The following is a 6,684-nucleotide window of genomic DNA, read 5'->3' as shown; positions in this document are numbered from 1 at the left end:
GGGCAGGGGGGGCAGGGGGTTTGATGTGAGCAGAATAACATTCCAGGGGAGTTTGGTCGCCGCTTGAACCAAGGTGTCATAATCCCGGCGCCCATCATTCCCGACGGCCAGAATGTAGCCGCTTTCGGTGAAGGGGCCCGGTGTCCAAAAGGTGGTATCTACGCCAAATTGATTTACATGGACGTTATTTTCGACCTTAGGGAACGTATCCAAAATGGGGCTTAATTCTGATTCGCCAAATAACACAGATTGCATTCCCCGCAGCAAAAATGCGGTGCTATGTTTTCTCCACCAGTTGATGGGATGGTTGAAGAGACCGCATTGAATTCCTACAACAGGGGCCTTTAGAAATTGAAGACGACGCCAAACAGCCAGCGCGAACGCATGGCCGGGTGTGGTCCCCACGATGACATCACATTCATTCAATTGGGGGAGAAGGTTCTTGGTCGCCTGTACATAAAGACCGTCAAGCCTGACCGGGCCATTTTGTCCAAGAAAATTAAAGGCAGCGGAAGGCCAGTGTATGGGGACATCTGCCGTGGTCTCAAAAATGCGGATGTCGAAACCTTGAGCTTTTAGCTCCAGCGCGCCATAAAAAAAATCACTTGGGGCGTCACCGTGCAGGCATGCCTGTAAACGTGATAGACGACCGGAGTTGAAAAGGAATCCTATGATGAGGGGGAGAGTTCCGTTTCGGGCAGGAGTTAGATGTTTATCCATTAAAGTTCTCTAACGTTTTCGATTTTTGGGGCGGGCGCGGTGCGCCGACCGTGCCGCCTCGAGATCGAAGTGGCAGTTGACCGCATCAAAGTGTGGAAGCCAAAATTCGGGTTCATATTGTTCCCAGGCGTGGCACCCGAAAGGAAGTCGCTTGCCTGTCAGTTCAAATGAAGAAGAGGGGTTCTCCTCGAATGCAAAAGAGAGCGCCTCACGAACACCCGGGGTGCGATATCGCCACCACCAGCATTCCGGGACGGCGACGCTCCAAAATTGATCCTCATTGCGTCCGCCCCAGGCCCGGAGTGTGCGTTTCAGGCAGGTCAAGGCCTGATACATGGTTCGGATACGGCGGAGTGAGAATCCCCCATTGCCAACGCGATGGTCAAGCGGGGTAAGAAAACGAAACAAACGACTTCGCGTCCAAAAAGGGAGCCCCTGCCGGATCGGAGGCTCATTGGGCCAGAGTTCATCGATCCAGGGTGCGCCGATGTAGTCGTATCCCCGGTTACACCACTCCCGCAATTCATCACGGAATACAAACACGTCAAGCTGGTGGAGTAACATATATTCATACGATAGAAAACGGGCATAGAACTCGCGCGACAGTAATAAACGGCTATAAGTGCTGATGCTGGTGAAATACTCCGGGGCGAAATATTGGCACGGGAGTGTGTTAAGCGGAGCCGGGATGGTAAGTCCTTGGGGCGCAATAACGATCATTGGATGCTTTGCCAATATATGAAGACAGCGATCAACGCCGATTTTCTCGAGCGGATGCAGTATTTCCCGGTAGACGGGGATGATGATCACGACTTTATTCATGATGACATCTCTCCAAGCGGCCTGTCAGATTTTACCTGGTGTTTCATCATGATCAAGGTCTCGTAGTGGCGCAACAGGGTTTCGATATGATGGTCAAAGGTGCTAAACTTTTTCCAGCCATCCGAGGCACCCTTGGTCAGTCGTTCCAGTAACACTTCATCGGTAGCCAGCTGATTCAAAACCGTGGCCAAGTTGCCGGGGCCTGAGGGGTCAAAGAGCAGTCCATCTTCTCCCTGTGCAATGTATTCCTTCATGGCTCCGGTTTGACTCGCAATGACAGGTAATCCCCTCGACAACATTTCAGCACCAACGAAACCATAAGCTTCCCGCCATACGGACGGTACGAGCCCGACATCTGCGTCTGCGCAAAGAGCATCCAATTGATTTCCCTCATAAGGCCCTTGGTTGTCAACCAGAGGGCTTTCAATGTGAGAACACCCCCACGCTAAAAAATGCAGATTCTGCCGGCCCTGTGAATCCAGTAATGTTAGTTCCCGATGTAAAAGGTCAAGGCCTTTCGGGCCCCGACGAACATTAAGGACGAGGACTCGTAGTGGACTGCCCGGCATTCTTTTCCGGGAACGGTTGCTAACTTCATGGCGTATGGTTTTGCGCGTAAAGGTGGTGTCCGCAACAACATTGGTAAGCCCCCCGATTTGACGGAATAGGTTTGTCGTTAGATGAGAATTTCCGAGAATGATAGCGATACGCTCCAAGATTGACACCATGCGCTCCCGACGACTGCGATAGGCGTTGGCGTTGGTATTCCACCAGGCGACAGTTCGAAAGAGCGGTTTAATGCGTGGCCAGACCACCCCTGCCAACCAACTTCCGCCTCGAAAGGTACTTATTCGCTTTATCCATTTTTCGGTTTTGAGTTCAATGGGGGAGAATCCCTGTCGGCAACAGTAGCGACAGATCAGTTCTGTGGGGCCTTTATTGCATGGACTTCCATCGGGCAAAATAAGTTTGATGGTTGGGCAGAGGGCGTAATAGTCATGCAGAGTCGCCATCACGGGTATTGGCCTTGTAAAGAAGGCCGCCATGGTTTCAGCCGGAAAGCCTATAAACTCGTGAATATGGACGAGGTCTATTGTGATGCCGGCTAACCAAGGTTCGAATTGTGCGAGAAAATCAGGATCGGGCTTGACCTGCGCCAGAGGATCCATGGTGCCCCGGCCGAAATCAGGAAACAATTTTAAATTATAGAAGTGGGTAATCACCAGCCCGTCATCACGAGTCGAGGTTTCGTGGTAAACCCCCTTTTGCTCCTCATTTTTTGCGCTGGTATCCAGATAGTGGAGCTTGTGCCCCCGGGCCAATAAGGCGCCAATCAACTCACCTAGATAGCTTGGTAACCCGCCGTTCCGGGTATCCGGGAGTCCTGCGCTGACCATTAGGATTCTCATTTTGTGCCGGCGTGGTCACGCGCCGTAAACTTGTTTCTCCATTTGTGAACAAACCAGAGGGTCACCATGGCGATATTCGTAAGCAGGTTCCGGTTCCGGATTTGTGCGGTCCAATTTTCAAATTCTTTTAAGCTACGGCACTCTTCCTCAAGAAATTGTATTCGCCGATAGTCCTGATAGATTGCCTGGGGAAGATGTTGTTTCATGATGATGTCTTTTTCACGGGACGAAAGTTGGGCCTGGGTTTCGCTGATGCCTGCCCCTTCGCAATTCACAACCGTGACGGGGAGATGCCGTGTTGAGCGGTCCGCCAGTAAGACCCGGATTGTGAAATCCCAGTCGGCGGCAATCATGAAGGTTTCATCATAATCTCCGAGGCTGGCAAATAGGATCCTTTTGTAAAAGATCGTCTGGTGGCAAAGTCCTCGACGGAAAAAACGGAACAGGGTCAATATGTCAGGTTGCAGATCAGCGGGGTTGACCTCTGTCGCATTCGCCCGCATGAAATCGCCATACACCATGTCTTCGATGGGGCCGGCGCCGGTAAAGATGGTATCCAGAACCAACGGGGAGTAAAACTGGTCACCGCTGTTGAGGAAATAAACATACTCCCCTTGAGCCAGATGCAGACCCTTGTTCATGGCGTTGTAAATTCCGGTGTCAGGTTCCGAGACCCACCGGGTAATGAGATCGGCATAAGCGCGGATGACGTCAAGGCTGCTGTCCTTGCTGCCACCGTCAATCACAATGAACTCAAAATCCTTGAACGTTTGACCAATCACACTTTTTACTGTTTTTTCCAAGCCATCGGCATGGTTCAGGTTAATGGTGATGATGGAGAGTTTCATGTATGAAATTGCGGGTCAGGTGATGTAGTCCGTGCATTTGCACTAATGCAAGAGTAAGCGCAGCCTTTTTTAGGTTGTGCTTTTCCAAGATGCGCGGGTTAGCGTTTTGCATAGGGCTGGCTCTCCCTTTGAGCCGGTTCCAAAAAAATTACCCCCTTCAACCCTGATTTCAGCGACGTTCGTAATCAGGTCAAGGGGCTCGACATCGCTTTGCCCAAGATAAACGGTGGCGCTGTAGATCCCCTCGGCCACAGCAAAGTCATGGACAGAGCATTCGATTCGAGTTAATGGGGACAAGGTCTGGTTCTCGTGGCTGAACTTGGAGCTGATCAGCCATACTGTCTCATTACGGAGATCATTAAGGGAGATTGAAATAACAACATTCTGGAGGTGCGGAATGGAGATCATCAATTCGCAGTCCAAAGTGAAGTGGTAAGTGTTGCCAGGACGGAGTATGACCTGCCGTTTTCCGGCTGCATCTGTAATGAAAAAGTCTATGACGCGGGCTCGCCCTGTGCCGTGCCGATCCGTGCGGTCGCGGAGTGAGGTCGTTTTCATGATTTCCTGTATAGAACTCAGGTAATGGTCAATGATTATTTGGGTTTTATCGATCATTCTCACCTTGCCGTGATCAAGCCAGAGGCCATGTGTGCAGAGATGCTCAACTGCAGCCATATTGTGGCTTACGAAAAGAATGGTACGCCCCATTTTGGCGACATCACTCATTTTTCCTAAGCATTTTTTTTGGAAAGCCGCATCTCCAACCGCGAGGACTTCGTCTACAATGAGAATTTCCGGATCTAAGTGAGCTGCGACGGCAAAGGCTAGTCGTACAAACATGCCTGATGAGTATCGTTTGACGGGGGTATCTAAGAACTGATCAATTTCAGAAAATGCGACAATTTCATCAAACTTCCTTATAATTTCAGTTTTTTTCATTCCTTGAATGGTGCCGCTCAAAAAAATGTTTTCACGGCCCGTTAATTCCGGATGAAAGCCGGTTCCCACTTCGAGCAGTGAGCCGACTCGGCCGTTAATGTAAGCCTCCCCCGCCGTAGGTTCTGTGATCCGGCTGAGGATCTTCAGGAGCGTTGATTTCCCTGCGCCATTTCCTCCGACGATCCCGATGATTTCTCCGGGTTGTACGTCGAAGGTGACATCCTTAAGCGCCCAAAAATCCTGCGGACCTTGAGGTTTCTTTGCCGCTTGGGTACTGTGGGCCTTAATCGTTCCCATATGCTCGGCTGCATTTCGGCCACGGAACTTATGGTAAAGATACGTGATTTCATCGCTCAAGGTATGACGATTGATGGCTCCCAAGCGGTAGCGTTTTGAAAGCCCTCTGACGGTTATGGCGGGTTCAGTCATGGTTCAGATGGTATCCACAAAGGTGCGTTGCGCACGGTTGAAAACAAAGAGGCCACTGATTAACAAGATGATTCCTACCAGAAAGCTGACAAGCAGTATCATCCGGTCAGGAGATCCCGCGCCTAGGAATGCAAATCGATTCAATTCGATGACGCCAGCCATGGGGTTGACGGCAATGACCCATTTCCATTTGGCTGAAACTTCGCTGGAGGGATAGATGATGGGGGTGGCATACATCCAGAGCTGAGTCAGAAAGGGGAGGGCAAAGGTGACGTCACGGTATTTGATCGTCATACTTGAAAGCCACAATCCTGCCCCCAGGCCCACACAGGCACAATGTAACACGAGCACAGGGAGGATGAGTATCCACCACGATGGCTGGATATGGCTTCCCTTGGCTATAAAATAGATGAAGAACCCAATGAAAACTGTAAAATTTATCAGGAAATGCCCCAAATAAGTGACCACCGAGGAGAGCGGGGGAAGCAACCTGGGAAAGTATACCTTTTTCATGATGCCCGCGTTGCTCATCAGGGCGGAGGCGGCTCCGTTTAGTACCCCTTGGAAATAGTTCCAGAGAACCAGCCCACTCATGTAGAAAAGAAAGGGGGGGAGGCCGTCGGTGCTTATCTTGGCGAAGTTCCCAAATATCAGGGTGAAGACAACGGTTGTCAGTACAGGTTGAATAATGAACCAGAGGGGACCCAGAACGCTTTGTTTGTAGATAGACGTCAAATCCCGTTGGACGGTCATCCAGAAGAGATCACGATAATCAAGGAGTTCTCTCCAGTTGATTTTCCACCAGGGTTGATTGGCACGTATGTGGGTTCGTTGCATGGGGAAGGGGAGCGTTGTTAAGGTGTCAGGTTGCTGGGTTGTTATGAAGAAAACCGTTTCCGGGCAGACTTCGTCCCTGTTAATTATGCGCCACAGTCTGGCAAAATGTTGCAAAAACGGCGGCGAGCCGCCGCAATCCAAAATAAATTATCCCATCCGAGTTAACAACTTGATCAGCGGGTTTTCAAGTAAACCCATGGCTGTGTCACGAAGCTTGCTGGCTCGTTTGACTCGGCCCAGTATGAACTCAGATTCTTTGCCGGCGTCTCCCGTCTTTAGTTCAGTTTCAGCCTGCTGAAGTTCTGTCGCCAGGAGGCTCATCTTGTTGCGTACCATGATCAGAAGTCCCTGGTGAAGGGCTGTCGCAATGTCATCGGCGGTTCGATAATAGGTTTTCCGATCCCCGGATTTCCAGGAACGGCGTAGGAGTCCGAGGCTTTCGAGTTGGCGGGCCGCGATACTGACGGCAGCTTTACTGAGTTCCAGATCTTTGGCGATATCTTCCAGCGATCTTTCTCCTGGGGTGAGGTAGAGATGGATCAGAATCTGTCCGACAATGCGGCCCAATCCGAGGTCTTGGGCCGTACGCCCACCTACCTCCGTCAACCGCTTCCGAACTTGTGCTGTTGTACCGCTCATAAGGTCAATCATCGTTTACAAAACTGTTAACGCACAAAATA

Annotated in this window: 7 protein-coding genes; all 7 read right to left on the bottom strand. The window is 50.7% G+C overall.

Going from position 1 to position 6,684, the window contains the following annotated elements; all coding sequences use genetic code 11:
• Positions 1 to 720, bottom strand: a 720-nt coding sequence (locus tag WCI03_11100) for a hypothetical protein (GenBank protein MEI8140400.1), incomplete at its 3' end; no start/stop codon positions are given.
• Between the two features lie 9 nt (positions 721 to 729).
• A complete protein-coding gene (locus WCI03_11095) occupies positions 730 to 1,542 on the bottom strand; it encodes a DUF5672 family protein (protein ID MEI8140399.1) in 813 nt (270 codons plus the stop codon).
• Positions 1,539 to 2,939 (bottom strand): glycosyltransferase, encoded by a 1,401-nt coding sequence (locus tag WCI03_11090; protein MEI8140398.1) that lies wholly within the window; start codon positions 2,937 to 2,939, stop codon positions 1,539 to 1,541. Before WCI03_11090 ends, WCI03_11095 begins: the two co-directional genes overlap by 4 nt.
• A gap of 8 nt (positions 2,940 to 2,947) precedes the next feature.
• Positions 2,948 to 3,799, bottom strand: a complete 852-nt coding sequence (locus tag WCI03_11085; protein ID MEI8140397.1) for a glycosyltransferase family 2 protein — start codon at positions 3,797 to 3,799, stop codon at positions 2,948 to 2,950.
• Positions 3,800 to 3,868: 69 nt separating this feature from the next.
• On the bottom strand, positions 3,869 to 5,167 hold the full coding sequence (locus WCI03_11080) for an ABC transporter ATP-binding protein (protein ID MEI8140396.1): 1,299 nt from the start codon (positions 5,165 to 5,167) through the stop codon (positions 3,869 to 3,871).
• A 3-nt stretch (positions 5,168 to 5,170) separates the two neighbouring features.
• Positions 5,171 to 6,004, bottom strand: a complete 834-nt coding sequence (locus WCI03_11075; GenBank protein ID MEI8140395.1) for an ABC transporter permease — start codon at positions 6,002 to 6,004, stop codon at positions 5,171 to 5,173.
• Between the two features lie 147 nt (positions 6,005 to 6,151).
• Positions 6,152 to 6,643: a MarR family transcriptional regulator gene (locus WCI03_11070; GenBank protein ID MEI8140394.1), complete on the bottom strand. Its 492-nt coding sequence runs from the start codon at positions 6,641 to 6,643 to the stop codon at positions 6,152 to 6,154.
• Between the last annotated feature and the right edge of the window lie 41 nt (positions 6,644 to 6,684).

This window comes from bacterium (genome assembly GCA_037143175.1).
Taxonomy (GTDB): Bacteria; Verrucomicrobiota; Kiritimatiellia; order CAIKKV01; family CAITUY01; genus JAABPW01.
This window is presented reverse-complemented; position numbering and strand designations above follow the sequence as displayed.

Coding starts and splice junctions, on each gene's coding strand:
- WCI03_11090 (MEI8140398.1), bottom strand. CDS start 2,939: ATGGTCAGCGCAGGACTCCCGGATACCCGGAACGGCGGGTTACCAAGC.
- WCI03_11095 (MEI8140399.1), bottom strand. CDS start 1,542: ATGAATAAAGTCGTGATCATCATCCCCGTCTACCGGGAAATACTGCAT.
- WCI03_11085 (MEI8140397.1), bottom strand. CDS start 3,799: ATGAAACTCTCCATCATCACCATTAACCTGAACCATGCCGATGGCTTG.
- WCI03_11075 (MEI8140395.1), bottom strand. CDS start 6,004: ATGCAACGAACCCACATACGTGCCAATCAACCCTGGTGGAAAATCAAC.
- WCI03_11070 (MEI8140394.1), bottom strand. CDS start 6,643: ATGAGCGGTACAACAGCACAAGTTCGGAAGCGGTTGACGGAGGTAGGT.
- WCI03_11080 (MEI8140396.1), bottom strand. CDS start 5,167: ATGACTGAACCCGCCATAACCGTCAGAGGGCTTTCAAAACGCTACCGC.